The 18,813-nt window shown below is 50.9% G+C and carries 22 protein-coding genes; 16 read left to right on the forward strand and 6 right to left on the reverse strand.

Features of this window, described 5'->3' with window-relative positions:
- Window positions 1-182: 182 nt before the first annotated feature.
- From galP to ruvX, 7 genes are all read left to right on the forward strand, one after another.
- A complete protein-coding gene (gene galP / locus PS053_RS10020; RefSeq protein ID WP_002461300.1) occupies window positions 183-1,577 on the forward strand; it encodes a galactose/proton symporter in 1,395 nt (464 codons plus the stop codon).
- A 76-nt stretch (window positions 1,578-1,653) separates the two neighbouring features.
- Window positions 1,654-2,151: a SprT family zinc-dependent metalloprotease gene (locus tag PS053_RS10025; protein ID WP_054410340.1), complete on the forward strand. Its 498-nt coding sequence runs from the start codon at window positions 1,654-1,656 to the stop codon at window positions 2,149-2,151.
- A 94-nt stretch (window positions 2,152-2,245) separates the two neighbouring features.
- On the forward strand, window positions 2,246-2,953 hold the full coding sequence (endA, locus tag PS053_RS10030) for a deoxyribonuclease I (protein ID WP_002461298.1): 708 nt from the start codon (window positions 2,246-2,248) through the stop codon (window positions 2,951-2,953).
- A gap of 79 nt (window positions 2,954-3,032) precedes the next feature.
- Window positions 3,033-3,764 carry a 16S rRNA (uracil(1498)-N(3))-methyltransferase gene (gene rsmE, locus PS053_RS10035; RefSeq protein WP_002461297.1) on the forward strand — a complete coding sequence of 244 codons (732 nt, stop codon included), beginning with the start codon at window positions 3,033-3,035 and terminating at the stop codon, window positions 3,762-3,764.
- A gap of 12 nt (window positions 3,765-3,776) precedes the next feature.
- The gene (gene gshB / locus PS053_RS10040; RefSeq protein WP_000593300.1) at window positions 3,777-4,727 is read left to right on the forward strand and encodes a glutathione synthase; all 951 of its coding nucleotides are present in this window, start codon (window positions 3,777-3,779) and stop codon (window positions 4,725-4,727) included.
- A gap of 108 nt (window positions 4,728-4,835) precedes the next feature.
- Window positions 4,836-5,399 carry a YqgE/AlgH family protein gene (locus PS053_RS10045; protein ID WP_002461296.1) on the forward strand — a complete coding sequence of 188 codons (564 nt, stop codon included), beginning with the start codon at window positions 4,836-4,838 and terminating at the stop codon, window positions 5,397-5,399.
- Window positions 5,399-5,815, forward strand: a complete 417-nt coding sequence (ruvX, locus tag PS053_RS10050; RefSeq protein ID WP_000017099.1) for a Holliday junction resolvase RuvX — start codon at window positions 5,399-5,401, stop codon at window positions 5,813-5,815. The genes PS053_RS10045 and ruvX overlap by 1 nt, the downstream gene beginning before the upstream one ends.
- Window positions 5,816-5,998: 183 nt before the next feature.
- Here ruvX and PS053_RS10055 read toward each other — a convergent pair whose 3' ends face one another.
- Window positions 5,999-6,979: a PilT/PilU family type 4a pilus ATPase gene (locus PS053_RS10055; protein ID WP_256878848.1), complete on the reverse strand. Its 981-nt coding sequence runs from the start codon at window positions 6,977-6,979 to the stop codon at window positions 5,999-6,001.
- Between the two features lie 17 nt (window positions 6,980-6,996).
- Between PS053_RS10055 and yggS the strand changes: the two genes are divergently transcribed.
- Genes yggS through hemW form a run of 5 tightly spaced genes read left to right on the forward strand, consistent with a single transcriptional unit; the run spans window position 6,997 to window position 10,302 of the window.
- Window positions 6,997-7,701 (forward strand): pyridoxal phosphate homeostasis protein, encoded by a 705-nt coding sequence (gene yggS / locus PS053_RS10060; RefSeq protein ID WP_000997809.1) that lies wholly within the window; start codon window positions 6,997-6,999, stop codon window positions 7,699-7,701.
- Between the two features lie 17 nt (window positions 7,702-7,718).
- On the forward strand, window positions 7,719-8,285 hold the full coding sequence (gene yggT, locus PS053_RS10065) for an osmotic shock tolerance protein YggT (protein ID WP_001094839.1): 567 nt from the start codon (window positions 7,719-7,721) through the stop codon (window positions 8,283-8,285).
- On the forward strand, window positions 8,282-8,572 hold the full coding sequence (yggU, locus tag PS053_RS10070; protein WP_001277225.1) for a DUF167 family protein YggU: 291 nt from the start codon (window positions 8,282-8,284) through the stop codon (window positions 8,570-8,572). The genes yggT and yggU overlap by 4 nt, the downstream gene beginning before the upstream one ends.
- 7 nt (window positions 8,573-8,579) lie before the next feature.
- The gene (locus PS053_RS10075) at window positions 8,580-9,173 is read left to right on the forward strand and encodes an XTP/dITP diphosphatase (RefSeq protein WP_001174776.1); all 594 of its coding nucleotides are present in this window, start codon (window positions 8,580-8,582) and stop codon (window positions 9,171-9,173) included.
- On the forward strand, window positions 9,166-10,302 hold the full coding sequence (hemW, locus tag PS053_RS10080; RefSeq protein ID WP_059273233.1) for a radical SAM family heme chaperone HemW: 1,137 nt from the start codon (window positions 9,166-9,168) through the stop codon (window positions 10,300-10,302). Before PS053_RS10075 ends, hemW begins: the two co-directional genes overlap by 8 nt.
- A gap of 64 nt (window positions 10,303-10,366) precedes the next feature.
- Here hemW and PS053_RS10085 read toward each other — a convergent pair whose 3' ends face one another.
- The 5 genes from PS053_RS10085 to trmB all read right to left on the reverse strand — a co-directional run bounded on the left by PS053_RS10085 (window position 10,367) and on the right by trmB (window position 14,660).
- Window positions 10,367-11,374: a DUF1202 family protein gene (locus PS053_RS10085; RefSeq protein WP_131109251.1), complete on the reverse strand. Its 1,008-nt coding sequence runs from the start codon at window positions 11,372-11,374 to the stop codon at window positions 10,367-10,369.
- A 116-nt stretch (window positions 11,375-11,490) separates the two neighbouring features.
- Entirely contained in the window at window positions 11,491-12,537 is a 1,047-nt protein-coding gene (gene ansB, locus PS053_RS10090; RefSeq protein ID WP_000394134.1) for an L-asparaginase 2, read from the reverse strand.
- Window positions 12,538-12,712: 175 nt separating this feature from the next.
- Window positions 12,713-13,432, reverse strand: coding sequence for a YggN family protein (locus tag PS053_RS10095; RefSeq protein ID WP_000984785.1), 720 nt, complete (start codon window positions 13,430-13,432; stop codon window positions 12,713-12,715).
- Window positions 13,433-13,614: 182 nt separating this feature from the next.
- Window positions 13,615-13,941 (reverse strand): YggL family protein, encoded by a 327-nt coding sequence (locus PS053_RS10100; protein WP_001107570.1) that lies wholly within the window; start codon window positions 13,939-13,941, stop codon window positions 13,615-13,617.
- Window positions 13,941-14,660 carry a tRNA (guanosine(46)-N7)-methyltransferase TrmB gene (gene trmB / locus PS053_RS10105; RefSeq protein ID WP_000786924.1) on the reverse strand — a complete coding sequence of 240 codons (720 nt, stop codon included), beginning with the start codon at window positions 14,658-14,660 and terminating at the stop codon, window positions 13,941-13,943. The genes PS053_RS10100 and trmB overlap by 1 nt, the downstream gene beginning before the upstream one ends.
- 160 nt (window positions 14,661-14,820) lie before the next feature.
- Between trmB and mutY the strand changes: the two genes are divergently transcribed.
- The 4 genes from mutY to nupG all read left to right on the forward strand — a co-directional run bounded on the left by mutY (window position 14,821) and on the right by nupG (window position 18,779).
- Window positions 14,821-15,873, forward strand: a complete 1,053-nt coding sequence (gene mutY / locus PS053_RS10110) for an A/G-specific adenine glycosylase (RefSeq protein WP_024164719.1) — start codon at window positions 14,821-14,823, stop codon at window positions 15,871-15,873.
- A gap of 27 nt (window positions 15,874-15,900) precedes the next feature.
- Window positions 15,901-16,176, forward strand: coding sequence for an oxidative damage protection protein (locus PS053_RS10115; protein ID WP_000091700.1), 276 nt, complete (start codon window positions 15,901-15,903; stop codon window positions 16,174-16,176).
- 67 nt (window positions 16,177-16,243) lie between these two features.
- The gene (mltC, locus tag PS053_RS10120; RefSeq protein WP_024164718.1) at window positions 16,244-17,323 is read left to right on the forward strand and encodes a membrane-bound lytic murein transglycosylase MltC; all 1,080 of its coding nucleotides are present in this window, start codon (window positions 16,244-16,246) and stop codon (window positions 17,321-17,323) included.
- Between the two features lie 199 nt (window positions 17,324-17,522).
- Complete coding sequence (gene nupG, locus PS053_RS10125; protein WP_001049796.1) at window positions 17,523-18,779, forward strand: nucleoside permease NupG; 1,257 nt, start codon at window positions 17,523-17,525, stop codon at window positions 18,777-18,779.
- Window positions 18,780-18,813 lie beyond the last annotated feature (34 nt).

An 18,813-nucleotide genomic window follows, 5' to 3' on the forward strand; every position in this document is an offset into this window, starting at 1 on the left:
TTAACTGAAGATAACTCTGTTTAATTCATGATGATATAAATCAATAATTTTCATGCACTTAAATTATAGTTATTATGAATGCCAGTGTAAGCGATTACACTGATGTGATTTGCTTCACATCTTTTTCCGTCATACTCACCTATCTTAATTCACAATAAAAAATAACCACATTGGAGGGCATCATGCCTGACGCTAAAAAACAAGGGCGGTCAAACAAGGCAATGACGTTTTTCGTCTGCTTCCTTGCCGCTTTGGCGGGATTACTCTTTGGTCTGGATATCGGCGTAATTGCTGGCGCACTGCCGTTTATTGCAGATGAATTCCAGATTACCTCGCACACACAAGAATGGGTCGTAAGTTCCATGATGTTTGGTGCGGCAGTCGGAGCTGTGGGCAGCGGCTGGCTCTCCTTTAAACTCGGGCGCAAAAAGAGCCTGATGATCGGCGCAATCCTGTTTGTTGCCGGGTCGTTGTTCTCTGCTGCCGCGCCAAATGTTGAAGTGCTGATCCTTTCCCGTGTTTTATTAGGTCTGGCAGTAGGTGTTGCCTCTTATACCGCACCGCTGTATCTCTCTGAAATTGCACCTGAGAAAATTCGCGGCAGTATGATCTCGATGTATCAATTGATGATTACCATCGGCATCCTCGGTGCTTATCTTTCTGATACCGCCTTCAGCTACACTGGCGCATGGCGCTGGATGCTGGGCGTGATTATCATCCCGGCGATACTGCTGCTGATTGGTGTCTTCTTCCTGCCAGACAGTCCACGTTGGTTTGCTGCAAAACGCCGCTTTATCGATGCCGAGCGCGTGCTAATGCGTTTGCGTGATACCAGTGCAGAAGCCAAACGCGAGCTGGATGAAATCCGCGAAAGTTTGCAGGTTAAACAGAGTGGTTGGGCGCTGTTTAAAGAGAACAGCAATTTCCGCCGTGCAGTATTCCTGGGTGTACTGTTGCAGGTAATGCAGCAATTCACCGGGATGAACGTCATCATGTATTACGCACCGAAAATCTTCGAACTGGCAGGTTATACCAACACCACAGAGCAAATGTGGGGGACAGTGATCGTCGGCCTGACCAACGTACTCGCCACCTTTATCGCTATCGGCCTTGTTGACCGCTGGGGACGTAAACCAACGCTAACGCTGGGCTTCCTGGTGATGGCTGTTGGCATGGGCGTGCTGGGCACAATGATGCACATCGGTATTCACTCGCCGTCGGCGCAGTATTTCGCCATCGCCATGCTGCTGATGTTTATTGTCGGTTTTGCCATGAGTGCCGGTCCGCTGATTTGGGTATTGTGCTCCGAAATTCAACCACTGAAAGGCCGCGATTTTGGTATCACTTGCTCCACCGCCACCAACTGGATTGCCAACATGATTGTCGGTGCAACGTTCCTGACTATGCTCAATACGCTGGGCAACGCCAATACATTCTGGGTTTACGCGGGTCTGAATGTGTTGTTTATCCTGCTGACGCTGTGGCTGGTGCCGGAAACCAAACACGTTTCGCTGGAACACATTGAGCGTAATCTGATGAAAGGCCGCAAACTACGTGAAATCGGCGCTCGCGATTAATCACGTCAGGCTTCCTCCCGTCGGGGAGGAAGCCGCCTCTTGCAGTCCTCTTTTCTTCGCTCTATCCTCTGCCGCTATGAAAACTCCCCGTCTCCCTATCGCTATCCAACAGGCTGTTATGCGTCGCCTGCGGGAAAAACTCGCCCAGGCCAACCTGAAGCTGGGGCGTAGCTACCCGGAGCCAAAACTCTTTTACACTCAACGCGGAACATCAGCCGGAACGGCCTGGCTGGAGAGCTATGAAATTCGTCTCAATCCCGTTTTGCTGATGGAAAACAGCGAAGCCTTTATTGAAGAAGTGGTGCCGCATGAACTGGCGCATTTGCTGGTATGGAAACATTTCGGGCGCGTAGCGCCGCATGGCAAAGAGTGGAAGTGGATGATGGAAAGCATACTGGGCGTTCCTGCGCGCCGTACACATCAATTTGAACTACAATCTGTGCGCCGCAACACCTTCCCTTACCGCTGCAAATGTCAGGAGCATCAGCTCACCGTGCGTCGCCACAATCGTGTAGTACGTGGCGAGGCCGTCTATCGCTGCGTTCGCTGCGGTGAACAACTGGTTGCTAAATAACCACCTGAACTATCAGGAACTTTCCTGATCTGGCTGATTGCATAGCAGAACAACTTTCGCTACGTTGCTGGCTCGTTTTAACACGGAGTTAGTGATGTACCGTTATTTCTCTGTTGCTGCGCTGGTACTGAGCGCCGCATTTTCCGGCTCAACGTTGGCCGAAGGTATCAATAGTTTTTCTCAGGCGAAAGCCGCTGCGGTAAAAGTCCACGCCGATGCGCCGGGTACGTTTTACTGCGGATGTAAAATTAACTGGCAGGGTAAAAAAGGCGTTGTCGATCTGCAATCCTGCGGGTATCAGGTGCGCAAAAATGAAAACCGCGCCAGCCGCGTAGAGTGGGAACACGTCGTTCCCGCCTGGCAGTTCGGTCACCAACGCCAGTGCTGGCAGGACGGTGGACGTAAAAACTGCGCCAAAGATCCGGTCTATCGCAAGATGGAAAGCGATATGCATAACCTGCAACCGTCAGTTGGCGAAGTGAACGGCGATCGCGGCAATTTTATGTACAGCCAGTGGAATGGCGGCGAAGGCCAGTACGGGCAGTGCGCCATGAAGGTGGATTTCAAAGAAAAAGTCGCAGAACCGCCAGCACGTGCGCGTGGCGCCATTGCTCGTACCTACTTCTATATGCGCGACCAGTACAATCTGACGCTTTCCCGCCAGCAGACACAACTGTTTAACGCCTGGGACAAGATGTATCCGGTCACCGACTGGGAGTGCGAACGCGACGAACGCATCGCGAAGGTACAGGGCAATCATAATCCGTATGTGCAACGCGCTTGCCAGGCGAGAAAGAGCTAACCTACACTAGCGAAATTCTTTTTTGTTAACCCTACCCCACGCGCGCAATCGCGTGGGGAGACGACGCGGATTTTTAACTATGCGTATCCCTCGCATTTATCACCCTGAGCCACTCACCAGTCACTCGCATATCGCACTTTGCGAAGACGCTGCCAACCATATTGGTCGCGTCCTGCGTATGGGGCCGGGGCAGGCATTACAGTTATTTGACGGTAGCAATCAGGTCTTTGACGCTGAAATTACCAGCGCCAGCAAAAAGAGCGTGGAAGTAAAAGTACTGGAAGGTCGACTCGACGATCATGAATCGCCGCTGCATATCCACCTCGGACAGGTAATGTCACGCGGTGAAAAAATGGAATTCACTATCCAGAAATCGATCGAACTTGGGGTAAGCCTCATTACGCCACTTTTTTCTGAGCGCTGCGGCGTTAAACTGGATAACGAACGTCTGAACAAGAAGCTCCAGCAGTGGCAGAAAATAGCAATTGCTGCTTGTGAGCAGTGTGGTCGTAACCGGGTGCCGGAAATCCGTCCAGCGATGAGTCTGGAAGCCTGGTGCGCAGAACAGGATGAAGGACTGAAACTGAATCTTCATCCGCGCGCCAGTAACAGTATCAACACGTTGCCATTACCGGTTGAACGCGTCCGCCTGCTGATTGGCCCGGAAGGCGGTTTGTCGGCAGATGAAATTGCCATGACTGCCCGCTATCAATTTACTGATATCCTGTTGGGACCTCGCGTTTTGCGTACAGAGACAACAGCGCTCACCGCCATTACCGCACTGCAGGTGCGATTCGGCGATTTGGGCTAACGGAGAAGAATAATGATCAAGCTCGGCATCGTGATGGACCCCATCGCAAGCATCAACATCAAGAAAGATTCCAGTTTCGCCATGTTGCTGGAAGCACAACGCCGTGGTTACGAACTTCACTATATGGAGATGGGCGATCTGTACCTGATCAATGGTGAAGCCCGCGCCCGTACCCGCACGCTGAACGTGAAGCAGAACTACGAAGAGTGGTTTTCATTTGTCGGTGAACAGGATCTGCCGCTGGCGGATCTCGATGTGATCCTGATGCGTAAAGATCCCCCATTTGATACCGAGTTTATCTACGCCACTTATATTCTGGAACGCGCTGAAGAGAAAGGTACGTTGATCGTCAACAAACCGCAAAGTCTGCGTGATTGTAACGAAAAACTGTTTACCGCCTGGTTCTCTGACCTAACGCCGGAAACGCTGGTCACTCGCGATAAAGCGCAGATAAAAGCGTTCTGGGAGAAACACAGCGACATCATTCTTAAACCGCTGGACGGGATGGGCGGTGCGTCCATTTTCCGCGTGAAAGAAAGCGATCCGAACCTTGGCGTGATTGTCGAAACCCTGACCGAACACGGTACTCGTTACTGCATGGCGCAGAATTATCTACCTGCCATTAAAGATGGCGACAAACGCGTGTTGGTGGTGGATGGCGAACCCGTACCGTACTGTCTGGCGCGTATTCCGCAGGGTGGCGAAACTCGTGGCAACCTGGCCGCCGGTGGTCGCGGCGAACCTCGTCCACTGACAGAAAGTGACTGGAAAATCGCCCGTCAGATTGGACCGACATTGAAAGAAAAAGGGCTGATTTTTGTTGGTCTGGATATCATCGGCGACCGCCTGACTGAGATTAACGTTACCAGCCCAACCTGTATTCGTGAGATTGAAGCCGAATTTCCGATCTCGATCACCGGAATGTTGATGGATGCTATCGAAGCGCGTTTACAGCAGCAGTAAAAACCCTTAACGAGAGGGATCTCGTTAAAACCGTGAGTGACAGCGCTCTTCTTTCCCAGCATACTGAGCGCTGTTGCTTTTTTGAACCAGGAAACAGAACCTCTGACAATGAATTTACAGCATCACTTTCTTATTGCCATGCCTGCTCTCCAGGATCCGATTTTCCGCCGTTCCGTGGTCTACATTTGCGAACATAATGCAGATGGAGCAATGGGGATTATCATTAATAAACCGCTGGAAAATCTCAAAATTGAAGGGATTCTGGAAAAGCTAAAGATCACGCCGGAGCCGCGTGATGAGTCAATCCGTCTGGATAAACCCGTTATGCTCGGTGGCCCGTTGGCAGAAGATCGCGGGTTTATTTTGCATACTCCCCCCTCCAATTTTGCCTCCAGCATTCGCATTTCTGACAACACGATCATGACCACATCCCGTGATGTACTGGAAACTCTCGGCACCGATAAGCAACCCACTGACGTGATAGTGGCGCTGGGCTACGCCTCCTGGGATAAAGGCCAACTGGAGCAAGAAATTCTCGATAACGCCTGGCTAACTGCCCCGGCAGACCTGAACATTCTGTTCAAAACGCCGATTGCCGACCGCTGGCGCGATGCGGCAAAACTGATTGGTGTTGATATTCTCACCATGCCTGGTGTAGCAGGGCACGCCTGATGAGTGGAACCTTACTCGCCTTCGACTTCGGCACCAAAAGCATTGGCGTAGCGGTCGGTCAACGCATTACCGGCACCGCTCGCCCACTCCCCGCAATTAAAGCGCAGGACGGTACGCCGGACTGGAACATCATCGAGCGTTTACTGAAAGAGTGGCTGCCGGACGAAATCATCGTCGGTTTGCCGCTGAATATGGACGGCACCGAGCAACCTTTAACCGCCCGGGCACGTAAATTCGCCAACCGTATTCATGGTCGTTTCGGCGTTGATGTAAAGCTGCATGACGAACGTCTTAGCACCGTAGAAGCGCGTTCCGGCCTGTTCGAACAGGGCGGTTATCGGGCGCTTAATAAAGGCAAAGTCGACTCCGCCTCTGCGGTTATCATTCTCGAAAGTTATTTCGAGCAGGGATATTAGGGCGATTCGCAAGCCTGACAAATTGTAGATAGCGCCATCGCCCCGTCTTGCCGGATGCGGCGTAAACACCTTATCCGGCCTACATCTGGCAGCGATTGTAGGTCTGATAAGACGCGTTAGCGTCACATCAGACATTTATTGCCTTTGTAGGCCCGATAAGCTTGCACATCGGGCATGGCAACGTCACAAACGCCCTTCCCCCACCCGCTGCTGATAACTCTGCTGAAAAGTTAACATCCCCACCTGCTGCCCGGTTTGAATAACATGCGGCAACTGGTGGTTTTTCCCTTCGCGAATCAAATTCCCCACCGCAGGTGTGTTAATCAGCAATTCAAACAGCGCCACGCGTCCTTCCTGTTTATCCACTTCCAGCTTTTGTGACAACACTGCCCGTAAACTACCCGCCAGTTGATTACGCACGGGATCTTTTTCCTGCGCCGGAAACGAATCCACCAGCCGCTCGACCGCCTGAGCCGCTCCGCGCGTATGCAAGGTTGCCAGCACCAGATGACCTGTTTCTGCCGCCGTCAACGCCAGGCGAATAGTCTCGCTGTCCCGCAGCTCGCCAAGCAAAATTACATCGGGATCTTCCCGCAATGCCGCACGTAATCCCGATGCAAACGTCATACAGTGCAAACCAATCTCCCGCTGCTGGATCAAACATCGCTGGCTGGCATAAAGATATTCCACAGGATCTTCCAGCGTAAGAATATGCGCATCGGTATGCTGATTGAGATAACCAACCATCGCCGCCAGTGTGGTGGATTTGCCGCTCCCCGTCGCCCCCGTCACCAGAATCAGTCCATTCTCGTTATTGAGTAGTTCCGGTAATACCGTCGGCGCACCAAGTTGTTCGAGTTGCGGGCAATGCGAAGGCAACAACCGTAACGCCAGCGAAATGCCTTGCCGTTGCGCGAACGCACTGCCGCGCAATCGCTGGTTTTCCGCCAACGACACGGCAAAATCCAACTGCCCATTCTCCAGCAATAACGCTCGCTGAGCGTCATCCAGCCATTCCCTTAGCAGCACTTCAACGTCCGGCGTATCAAACGGCGCAGCTTCCATCCTCCCGCGAATACGCCAGCGTGCAGGCCAGGCGCTACACAGGTGTAGATCCGAGACATTATGCTTTACACTAAGAGCCACAATTTCTTCCATATTCATACTAAGATCCTCGGAAAATGAACGATATCGCGCATAACCTGGCACAGGTCCGGGACAAAATCTCAACGGCTGCAACGCGTTGCGGCCGTTCTCCAGAAGAAATTACGCTACTTGCAGTCAGTAAAACCAAACCTGCGAGCGCCATCGCAGAAGCTATTGATGCCGGGCAGCGTGAATTTGGAGAGAATTACGTTCAGGAAGGTGTTGATAAAATTCGCCACTTTCAGGAACTGGGCGTAGAAGGATTGCAATGGCATTTCATTGGCCCATTGCAGTCCAACAAAAGCCGTCTGGTGGCAGAGCACTTTGACTGGTGTCATACCATCGACCGTTTGCGTATCGCCACGCGTCTCAACGATCAGCGTCCGGCAGAACTTCCCCCTCTTAACGTGCTGATACAAATCAACATCAGCGATGAAAACAGTAAGTCAGGCATTCAACTGGCGGAACTGGACGAGCTGGCGGCGGCGGTGGCTGAGCTACCACGTTTACGTCTGCGCGGACTGATGGCAATCCCTGCGCCAGAGTCAGAATATGTAAGGCAGTTTGAAGTCGCACGCCAAATGGCTGTAGCATTTGCCGGGCTGAAAACGCGCTACCCGCATATCGACACACTCTCCCTGGGGATGTCAGACGATATGGAAGCCGCCATTGCGGCAGGTAGCACGATGGTTCGCATCGGCACTGCCATCTTTGGTGCACGTGATTACTCTAAAAAATAAGGAATTAAAGGAACGCCATGAATACGTTGACTTTCCTGCTTTCAACGGTCATTGAGCTGTATACCATGGTGCTGTTATTACGCATCTGGATGCAGTGGGCTCATTGTGATTTTTATAACCCTTTCTCACAGTTTGTGGTGAAAGTCACACAGCCAATTGTCGGACCACTGCGCCGTGTTATTCCGGCAATGGGGCCTATCGACAGTGCCTCACTGCTGGTTGCCTATATTCTCAGCTTTATCAAAGCCATCGTGCTGTTCAAAGTGGTAACCTTCCTACCAATCATCTGGATTGCCGGTTTGTTGATCCTGCTGAAAACCATCGGCCTGCTGATTTTCTGGGTCCTGCTGGTAATGGCGATTATGAGCTGGGTAAGCCAGGGCCGTAGCCCTATTGAATACGTGCTGATTCAGTTAGCCGATCCGCTGCTGCGTCCTATTCGCCGCCTGCTGCCTGCTATGGGGGGAATTGATTTCTCGCCGATGATCCTCGTACTGCTACTGTATGTCATCAATATGGGTATCGCAGAAGTACTGCAGGCGACCGGAAACATGCTGCTACCGGGGCTGTGGATGGCGTTATGAGTGCCGTAACAGTGAACGATGACGGTCTGGTTTTACGGCTTTATATTCAGCCGAAAGCCAGCCGTGATTCTATTGTCGGTTTACATGGCGACGAGGTAAAAGTCGCCATTACCGCACCGCCGGTCGATGGTCAGGCCAACAGCCATCTGGTGAAGTTTCTCGGCAAGCAGTTCCGGGTAGCGAAAAGCCAGGTAGTGATTGAAAAAGGCGAACTTGGTCGTCACAAACAAATTAGAATCATTAATCCGCAACAAATTCCGCCAGAAATCGCGGCGTTAATTAATTAGGTATCCTATGCAAAAAGTTGTCCTCGCAACCGGCAATGCCGGTAAAGTGCGTGAGCTGGCGTCGCTGCTTAGCGACTTCGGCCTTGAGATCGTAGCTCAAACGGAACTCGGCGTGGATTCTGCCGAAGAGACCGGACTGACTTTTATCGAAAACGCGATTCTGAAAGCGCGCCACGCAGCAAAGGTGACTGGCTTGCCGGCGATTGCTGATGATTCCGGCCTGGCGGTTGATGCACTTGGCGGCGCACCGGGTATTTACTCCGCACGTTACTCCGGCGAAGACGCGACCGATCAAAAGAATCTGCAAAAACTACTGGAAACACTGAAAGACGTACCGGACGACCAACGTCAGGCGCGCTTCCATTGCGTGCTGGTATATCTGCGCCACGCTGAAGATCCAACCCCGCTGGTATGCCACGGCACCTGGCCGGGGGTGATTACCCGTGAACCTGTCGGTACTGGCGGCTTTGGTTATGATCCAATCTTCTTCGTACCTTCCGAAGGCAAAACTGCTGCCGAACTGACCCGCGAAGAAAAGAGCGCCATTTCCCACCGTGGTCAAGCGTTGAAACTGCTGCTGGACGCTTTACGTAATGGTTAAATTACCGCCGCTAAGTCTCTACATTCACATCCCGTGGTGCGTGCAGAAATGCCCGTACTGCGATTTCAACTCTCACGCGTTGAAAGGGGAAGTGCCGCACGACGATTATGTTCAGCATTTGCTTTGCGATCTGGACAACGATGTGGCTTACGCCCAGGGCCGTGAAGTGCAGACAATCTTTATTGGCGGCGGCACGCCGAGCTTGCTTTCTGGCCCGGCGATGCAAACGCTGCTGGACGGCGTGCGTGCGCGTTTGCCGCTGGCAGCGGATGCAGAAATTACGATGGAAGCGAACCCTGGCACAGTAGAAGCCGATCGCTTTGTTGATTATCAGCGTGCTGGTGTGAACCGCATCTCTATTGGCGTACAGAGTTTCAGCGAAGATAAGTTAAAACGGCTGGGGCGTATTCATGGTCCGCAAGAAGCGAAACGCGCTGCAAAACTGGCAAGCGGGCTGGGGCTACGTAGTTTTAACCTCGATTTGATGCACGGGTTACCCGATCAATCACTGGAAGAGGCGCTTGGCGATCTGCGCCAGGCCATTGCACTGAATCCGCCGCACCTTTCCTGGTATCAACTGACCATCGAACCCAATACGCTGTTTGGCTCACGCCCGCCCGTTCTGCCGGATGACGACGCGTTGTGGGATATTTTCGAACAGGGGCATCAGTTGTTAACCGCGGCAGGTTATCAACAATATGAAACTTCCGCTTATGCCAAACCAGGTTATCAGTGTCAGCACAATCTTAACTACTGGCGATTTGGCGACTACATCGGTATTGGCTGCGGCGCGCACGGCAAAATCACCTTCTCTGATGGTCGCATCCTGCGTACCACCAAAACGCGTCACCCGCGTGGTTTTATGCAGGGGCGGTATCTGGAAAGCCAGCGCGATGTTGAAACCACAGATAAGCCATTTGAGTTCTTTATGAATCGCTTCCGTTTGCTGGAACCTGCGCCGCGCGTGGAGTTTAGCCAGTATACTGGCCTTTCTGAAGCAGTGATTCGCCCACAGTTAGACGAGGCTATCGCTCAGGGCTATCTCACCGAATGTGCGGATTACTGGCAGATAACGGAACATGGGAAGTTGTTTTTAAATTCGCTGCTGGAGCTTTTTCTGGCGGAGTAAATTTGTGTAGCCGGATGCGGAGTGAACGCCGCATCCGGCTACAGGCCATGCGTCATCGCAATAATTATTTAATCACTCCATTACGCCGTAAATCGTCAGTATCTTTTTTCCAGCGATCGCAGGCCTGGTTGATATCGTCAATCTTCATCAAAATCGCGACTTTTTTACTGTTTATTTCCGAAACTTTCATCGTTAGCGGATATTGTCCTTTTTCAAGCGTTATCCAGTCATCCTGCAATTTACGGCTGAGTTTTTCTGATTGTAGAAAAGTCTGTCGCCGCTGTTCATTGATATCAAAATCCCGTTTCTGCTGAATGGGCACTTCATAACACTCTGCGCTTTGTTTATGGCATGCCGCTATCGCAGGTTGATAGACCTCTTTGTCATATTTCGTGGCGAACGCTTCACTATCATTTTGTTTATTAAACTCATCTCTCTGCTGGAATATCTTTTTAAATGCATCTTCCCGGGTCATTTGTTTGCCATTTGCATTTTTTCCCCAATAAGCATCTGCCGCTTTCTGCGCCGCAACCATTTGCTTATCAAGCTCTTTTACATCCTTTTCCAGCGCAGGAATCGAGTTCTTCTGGGTATTCAACGCTGCTTCAAGCTGACTAAAGCGATAATTGAAATCTTCGCTATTCACAATCAGGTATTTATTATTCGTTTTAATATCGTCGACCACCCGCCCACTATCACTGGCTGCCGCCTGAAAAGAGTAAAAGTTCACCGTCCAGCCAGACGCCGGCGTTCCTTTACTGGTCAGCATTGCTGAGAATTTTACCGGTTTATCTTTCGCCCAGGTCTGTTCGAGCAGTTCATAATCTGCCAGTTGACCGACCCAGGTATAGAGATCATCGCTGGAAGAGACATCGCCTTCTGCTGACCAGGTGGCCTGATTACCTTTCGCATCAAGGTTTTTTAAACTGATAGCATCAAGTTTGAGTATGCCGTGATACTGCTTTTTGAATTGATCTTTTAAAACATTTTCAGTTGGCGGTTCGCCATCAGCCCAGCCATTACCAGACATCAACACAAACAGTGCAGTGCCGACAATCCATTGCTTTTTCACCAGAAAACCTCCGTGCGAAATAATTTGTTCCAGCAATTATCATTAGCGCGATAACAATTAGCAATGGACGTGAGTCTGAAGTGAAAAAGCCCCGGCAAGATACCGGGGCGAGGTGATTAGTACTGATTGAAGATCTGCTGGATCTGCTGCGGATCTTTGGTTTGCGTCAAAGCCAGTTGCAGCAGAACGCGCGCTTTTTGCGGGTTCAGCGTGCCAGAGGCGACGAAACCGTATTTTGCATCATCCACTTCGGCATCCTGAGTCGTTGCCCCTGTCGGTACACGGGAAGAACGCACTACCGCAGTGCCGTTTTTCGCCGCAGTCGCCAGAGTATCAAACACGGTTTTATACAGATTGCCATTACCCACGCCGGCGCTAACGATACCGTCATAGCCCGCCTCTACCAGCGCTTTTGCCGGAAGATCGGAGGCGTTAGCGTAGTTATAAACGATACCGACTTTCGGCAGTTCATTCAGCTTAGAGACATCGAACGGTGTGTCGCTGGTATGCTTACGTGCCGGAGTACGCTGGTAGTCAATCTTACCGTTGTGAATGTAACCCAGCGGGCCATAGTTAACAGACTTAAAGGTCGCTACGTCAGTGGTGTTGGTTTTCGTGACATCACGACCGTCCAGCACGGTATCATTCATCACCACCAGCACGCCACGATTGGCGGAGGCTTTATCTGCTGCGGTAACGACAGCGTTATACAGGTTGAATGGACCGTCTGCGCTCATAGAAGTGGACGGACGCATTGCACCAACCATCACGACTGGCTTATCACATTTCACCGTCAGATCAAGGAAGTAAGCCGTCTCTTCCATCGTGTCGGTGCCGTGAGTAATGACAAAGCCGTCAGTCTTATCGCAGTCGGTGTTAATTTTTTTCGCCAGAGTCAGCCAGACATTATCGTTCATGTCCTGAGAGCCGATATTCACGACCTGCTCGCCTTTAACGTTCGCTATGTCCTTCAGTTGCGGTACCGCATTGACCAGATTTTCTACGCCAACTTTACCCGCTGTGTAGTTAGATTTGGTTGCGGAGTCACCACCACCGGCAATGGTCCCGCCGGTTGCTAAAATGGTGATATTCGGTAATGCCAATGCTGCACCACTAAAACCCATAACCAGTGCGGCAAGTGCCGTCTTTTTGAAAAACTCCATTTCATTCCTCCAGTTACGTGAACGTTACGTATTATCCCTTAGCTTTGTATGGGAAATTTGACGTTAAACAATTTACAACGTGAATATATTTTGGAGTTCTATAAAGTTAGAGGCAGGTAACAAAACGAAGAATTAAACGGCATAAAACAGTATTATGCCGCCTTAAAATAGAGGATTATTTTAAATTTCCGACCAGAGCTTTGCGGCTCTCTTCCAGAGTCACCACACGGCTACAGACATCTTTGCCAAACTGCTGGAAATCTTTTTCCTGCTTTTTCCATTCATTCTGGATTGAGGATTGCAGACCGCCCAGGCTTCCCAGCACGTTCTGTAATGGGTTACCGCCGCTTTTCAGCACCGCTTTCGCGCCCATTTCATTAATGCTGTCCTGCAAAATACCGCCCATCGCCTGATTTACTAACTGCTGACCATCGGCACGAACCTGATCAATGGCTTTGTAGTGGAATGTCAGACCATCGCTGCGCGTTTCGATAATGCGATTCATCTGCTCTTTTAACTGCGCATCAAGTTTAGTCAAACGACTGCGCATTTTGCTGTTTTCGCCCATTTCCTGAACGATGATCTTATCCAGCGCGACACGTGCCTTCTCTACGCGGCTTTTCGCACCTTCATCGATCCACGGCAACGTGCTGCGCAGTTCCGCCTGATAATCCTTCGCCTGCTCGCGCTGGGCGGCGTTCAGAGAATATTGCTTGCCGTTGTACTTCACATTACCGTCTGGCGTGATCACCAGGTCGCCGTTTTCACCTTTCACCTGTACGGTTTGCGGGCTGACAATCACATCATCACGCGGCGTGACGCTGCACTTGTAGTCAGCGTGCGCGGCCATTGCCGTTACTGAAAGCGCTGCCGCCAGCAGCATTTTGCGCATCATAGTCTTCCCTCAAGAAAAATCAGGCCAGCATTTGCTGGCCCCAGATTGATAACAAAGTGCGCATTGTCCATGCCGGATGCGATGTAAATGCCTTATTCGGCCTACTCGATTATGCATCTTTGCAGGCCTGATAAGCGTAGCGCATCGGGCAGTTTTGCATTTGTCATCACCCGTATGCTTTCTTAGTCCCACCAAACGTCGAAAAGTTCGCTGGTGCGAACCTCTTCCAGTTTGCGCTCTTCCAGCCACTTGCGTACAACGGCCTGATGTTCTTCGGTGCATTTGCCGATTTCCTGCATGCAGATCAAACCTTCCCAGGCCAGATATCCGCTGCCGTCAAAGGCCAGTTTGTTCGGTTCGATAACTTCGTTGATAAAATCATCAACGGTTTTATCAATCTGTTCTTCCGATGTACCTTCCGGGAATCGCCATGCCACCGAAAATCCTAATTCCTGGAATTCGTCAATGTGCATTTTTTTACGCAGACGACGGCTACGGTTCTTTGCCATTATTTCACCCTCTCGAACATTAAGTCCCATACTCCGTGACCAAGACGATGACCACGTTGTTCAAATTTCGTCACCGGACGAGATGCCGGACGCGGTACGTAATCGTTGCTCTCTGACAGGTTGTTATAACCATCAATGGAAGACATCACTTCAAGCATATGCTCCGCATAAGGTTCCCAGTCGGTCGCCATATGGAATACGCCCCCCAGCTTCAGTTTGCTTTTTACCAGCCCGGCAAACGGTACCTGAACGATACGGCGTTTATTATGGCGCGCTTTGTGCCACGGGTCAGGGAAAAATAGCTGAACCATGCTCAATGAGTTGTCAGGAATCATTTTATGCAGCACTTCTACCGCGTCATGGCACATCACACGCAGGTTGCTTAAGCCTTCTTCATGCGCGGAGGCCAGGCACGCGCCGACACCCGGTGAATGCACTTCAATGCCGAGAAAGTCCTGCTCCGGGCGTTCTTTCGCCATTGCTACCAGCGAAGCCCCCATACCAAAACCAATCTCAAGTGTCACCGGCGCTTCACGGCCAAACAGCGTCGGGAAATCCAGCATATCTTCGCTGAACTCAACGCCCATCACCGGCCAGTAGTTTTCCAGCGCATGTTCCTGGCCTTTGGTCAGTCGCCCCTGACGGCGCACAAAACTACGGATACGGCGCAGAGGGCGGCCGTTTTCATCAAATTCCGGTGAGATGACGTCGTTTTTCATAAAGATTTAGTCGCTTGTGAAAGTGTTCTGAAAACGGGCATTATCCAAAGTTAGTTGTCGGATGCAAGCATGATAAGGCCGTGACTGCGGAAAGTTCCGGTTTACACTCTGCCGCTGCTGTGCTGCAATCTTGCCCCCAACAACAGTGAATTCGGTGACCATGCAAGCGTCGCAATTTTCAGCCCAGGTTCTGGACTGGTACGATAAATACGGGCGGAAAACCCTGCCCTGGCAAATTGACAAGACGCCCTACAAAGTATGGCTCTCAGAAGTAATGTTGCAACAAACACAGGTTGCGACCGTTATCCCCTATTTTGAACGCTTTATGGCGCGCTTCCCGACGGTGACCGATCTCGCCAATGCGCCGCTGGACGACGTTCTCCACTTGTGGACCGGGCTTGGCTATTACGCCCGCGCGCGCAATCTGCATAAAGCGGCACAGCACGTTGCCACCTTACACGGCGGTAAGTTCCCGGAGACCTTTGAGGAAGTCGCGGCACTGCCTGGCGTCGGACGCTCCACCGCAGGCGCGATTCTCTCACTTTCTCTGGGTAAGCACTTTCCGATTCTCGACGGCAACGTCAAACGGGTGCTGGCGCGATGCTATGCTGTAAGCGGCTGGCCAGGGAAAAAAGAGGTCGAAAATAAACTGTGGCGTTTGAGCGAGCAGGTTACACCCGCCGTCGGCGTGGAGCGGTTTAATCAGGCGATGATGGATTTGGGCGCGATGATTTGCACGCGTTCAAAGCCGAAATGTTCGCTTTGCCCGCTACAAAACGGATGTATTGCCGCTGCCAATAATAGCTGGTCGCTTTATCCGGGAAAAAAACCAAAACAGACGCTGCCGGAGCGCACGGGCTACTTTTTGCTATTACAGCATGATGATGAAGTATTGCTGGCGCAACGTCCGCCAAGCGGATTGTGGGGCGGCCTGTTCTGTTTCCCACAGTTTGCCGATGAAGAAAGTTTGCGGCAATGGCTGGCGCAACGGCAAATCAACGCCGATAAACTGACGCAATTAACCGCATTTCGTCATACCTTCAGCCATTTCCACTTAGATATTGTGCCTATGTGGCTTCCCGTGTCGTCATTCACCGACTGCATGGATGAAGGTAATGCGCTCTGGTATAACTTAGCGCAACCGCCGTCAGTTGGCCTGGCGGCTCCCGTGGAGCGTTTGTTACAGCAGTTACGCACTGGCGCGCTGGTTTAGCGCGTGAGTCGATAAAGAGGATGATTTATGAGCAGAACGATTTTTTGTACTTTCCTGCAACGTGAAGCAGAAGGTCAGGATTTTCAGCTATACCCAGGCGAACTGGGAAAACGCATCTACAACGAGATTTCTAAAGAAGCCTGGGCGCAATGGCAACATAAACAAACCATGCTGATTAATGAAAAGAAACTCAACATGATGAATGCCGAGCACCGCAAGCTGCTGGAACAGGAAATGGTGAATTTCCTGTTCGAGGGTAAAGAGGTGCATATCGAAGGCTATACGCCGGAAGATAAGAAATAAAAGACATTGCCGGAGCACACCTCCGGCAAATTGCATAAAAACAAACACTACACGCATTCCCGGAATGATGAAAAAATATCTTGCGCTGGCTTTGATTGCGCCGTTGCTCATCTCCTGTTCGACGACCAAAAAAGGCGATACCTATAATGAAGCCTGGGTCAAAGATACCAACGGTTTTGATATCCTGATGGGGCAGTTCGCCCACAATATTGAGAACATCTGGGGATTCAAAGAAGTGGTGATCGCTGGTCCGAAAGACTATGTGAAATACACCGATCAATATCAAACCCGCAGCCACATCAACTTTGATGACGGTACGATTACTATCGAAACCATCGCCGGGACAGAACCTGCAGCGCACTTGCGCCGGGCAATTATCAAAACGTTACTGATGGGTGACGATCCGGGTTCAGTCGATCTCTATTCCGATGTTGATGATATCAGGATTTCGAAAGAACCTTTTCTTTACGGTCAGGTGGTGGATAACACCGGGCAGCCCATTCGCTGGGAGGGGCGTGCGAGCAAATTCGCCGATTATTTGCTAAAGAACCGACTGAAAAGTCGCAGTAACGGGCTGCGTATCATCTACAGCGTGACCATTAACATGGTGTCGAACCATCTTGATAAACGTGCGCACAAATATCTCGGTATGGTCCGTCAGGCATCGCGTAAATATGGCGTCGATGAGTCGCTGATTCTGGCGATCATGCAGACCGAATCTTCCTTTAACCCGTATGCGGTCAGCCGTTCCGATGCGCTGGGGCTAATGCAGGTGGTACAACATACTGCCGGGAAAGATGTGTTCCGCTCACAGGGGAAATCCGGCACGCCAAGCCGCAGTTTCTTGTTTGATCCTGCCAGCAATATTGATACCGGCACCGCGTATCTGGCAATGCTGAATAATGTTTATCTCGGCGGCATTGATAACCCAACGTCACGGCGTTATGCCGTTATCACCGCCTATAACGGCGGCGCAGGCAGCGTTTTACGCGTCTTCTCAAATGATAAAATTCAGGCTGCCGCTATTATTAATACCATGACACCGGGCGATGTTTATCAGACGCTGACGACCCGCCATCCTTCGGCGGAATCTCGCCGCTATCTGTATAAGGTAAATACGGCGCAGAAGTCCTGGCGCCGTCGATAATTCTACTTTTGCCTCTGAGGATGCCAGAGGCAAAAGTGTTACGTGCGTCACAATTTCGTTTTGCAAATCGGGAATGTTTGCAATTATTTGTCACAGGTAACAAAAAAACAGTCAGTGAAGTTGATAGAATCGCATCATATTGCACGGTCAAATGTGCTTTTTAGAACACTTATCCGCATCATGATGTGAGGAAATTAACATGAATCTTAAGCTGCAGCTGAAAATCCTCTCTTTTCTGCAGTTCTGTCTGTGGGGGAGTTGGCTAACGACCCTCGGCTCCTATATGTTCGTTACCCTGAAGTTCGACGGTGCTTCTATCGGTGCAGTTTATAGCTCTCTGGGTATCGCCGCGGTCTTTATGCCTGCATTGCTGGGGATTGTGGCCGATAAATGGATGAGTGCGAAATGGGTATACGCTATTTGCCATACCATCGGCGCTATCACTCTTTTTATGGCGGCGCAGGTCACCACACCGGAGGCGATGTTCCTCGTTATCCTGATTAACTCGTTTGCTTATATGCCAACGCTTGGGTTAATCAACACCATCTCCTACTATCGTCTGCAAAATGCGGGGATGGATATCGTTACTGATTTCCCGCCAATCCGTATCTGGGGCACCATCGGCTTTATCATGGCAATGTGGGCAGTGAGCCTGTCTGGTTTCGAACTGAGCCATATGCAGTTGTATATCGGCGCTGCGCTCTCCGCCGTTCTGGTTCTGTTTACCCTGACTCTGCCGTATATTCCCGTTGCTAAACAGCAAGCTAACCAGAGCTGGACGACGCTGCTGGGGCTGGATGCGTTCGCACTGTTTAAAAATAAGCGTATGGCGATTTTCTTCATCTTCTCGATGTTGCTGGGTGCAGAACTGCAAATTACCAACATGTTCGGTAATACCTTCCTGCACAGCTTCGACAAAGATCCAATGTTCGCCAGCAGCTTCATCGTGCAGCATGCGTCAATCATTATGTCGATTTCGCAGATCTCGGAAACGCTGTTCATCCTGACAATCCCGTTCTTCTTAAGCCGCTACGGTATTAAAAACGTAATGATGATCAGTATCGTGGCGTGGATCCTGCGTTTCGGTCTGTTTGCCTATGGCGACCCGACTCCGTTCGGTACTGTACTGCTGGTGCTGTCGATGATTGTTTACGGCTGCGCATTCGACTTCTTCAACATCTCTGGTTCGGTGTTTGTCGAAAAAGAAGTGAGCCCGGCAATTCGCGCCAGTGCACAAGGAATGTTCCTGATGATGACCAACGGCTTCGGCTGTATCCTCGGCGGCATCGTGAGCGGTAAAGTTGTTGAGATGTACACCCAAAACGGCATTACCGACTGGCAGACCGTATGGCTGATTTTCGCAGGCTACTCCGTGGTTCTGGCCTTCGCATTCATGGCGATGTTTAAATACAAACACGTTCGTGTTCCAGCCGGAACACAAACTGTTAGCCACTAATTACGCAAAGAAAAACGGGGCGCCAGAAGGTGCC

The sequence above is a fragment of the Escherichia albertii genome (assembly GCF_028622335.1).
GTDB classification, from domain to species: Bacteria; Pseudomonadota; Gammaproteobacteria; order Enterobacterales; family Enterobacteriaceae; genus Escherichia; species Escherichia albertii.